The following is an 845-nucleotide window of genomic DNA, read 5'->3' as shown; positions in this document are numbered from 1 at the left end:
CGGTGCCTGTCAAGTCAAATGAAACGAATGTGATGCTATGAACTCTGTTGTTCGATTTGGTGTCGCTTGGCGGGGTTGTTGATCCATGTCTGGTGGGGGATCGATGGCGGGACGGGGCGGCGGTTGAACCGCTCGGGGTGTCGTTCGTAGGCGGCGGCGAGGGTGGCGGCTCGTTGCTCGCGTACCAGCTCAGCGGTGCCGAAGTGCACGCTGGCCGGGGTGTGGTAGCCGATCCCGGAGTGCCGGTGGACGTGGTTGTAGTAGCTGATGAAGCCGTCCATCCATTCGCGGGCGTGCGTCAGCGAGTGGAACCTGTGGGGGAAGTCGGGCTGGTACTTGGTGGTCTTGAAGTGGCTTTCGCTGTAGGGGTTGTCATTGCTTACTTTGGGGCGTGAGTGGCTGCGGGTGACTCCGAGGTCGATCAGCAGTTGCGAGACCTTCTTGGAGGTCATGGAGGTGCCCCGGTCGGCGTGCACGGTCTGGGGCACGATGCCGTTGCGCTCGATGGTCTCGCGGATCAACTCCTCGGCCCGCTCGGCCGATTCGGCCCTCTCCACCGTCCAGCCGACGATGTAACGGCTGTAGATGTCGATGATGACGTAGGCGTGGTACCAGATGCCCTTGTCCGGGCCGGCCAGGCGCGTGATGTCCCAGGTGAACACCTGCGAAGGGGCGTCAGCGACCAGCTCGGGCACGGTCTTGGCGCCGTGGGTGGCGATCCGGCGCCGCTCGCCGTCCTGTCCGGCTTCCTTGAGGATCCGGTACATCGTGCGTTCGGAGCAGTGGTAGCGGCCCTCGTCCAGTTCGCGGGCGTAGATCTGGGCCGGCGGCAGTTCGGCGTACTC

The 845-nt window shown here is 64.3% G+C and carries 1 protein-coding gene; it reads right to left on the bottom strand.

Features of this window, described 5'->3' with window-relative positions; genetic code table 11:
• Positions 1 to 35 precede the first annotated feature (35 nt).
• Positions 36 to 845: IS3 family transposase (locus RM590_RS35420; protein WP_311708930.1), on the bottom strand; the 810-nt coding region annotated here is incomplete at its 5' end.

Origin of the sequence: Streptomyces litchfieldiae (assembly GCF_031845365.1) — a bacterium.
GTDB classification, from domain to species: domain Bacteria; phylum Actinomycetota; class Actinomycetes; order Streptomycetales; family Streptomycetaceae; genus Streptomyces; species Streptomyces litchfieldiae.
Note: the sequence above shows the minus strand (reverse complement) of the source record. Positions and strands in the feature narration are given on the sequence as shown.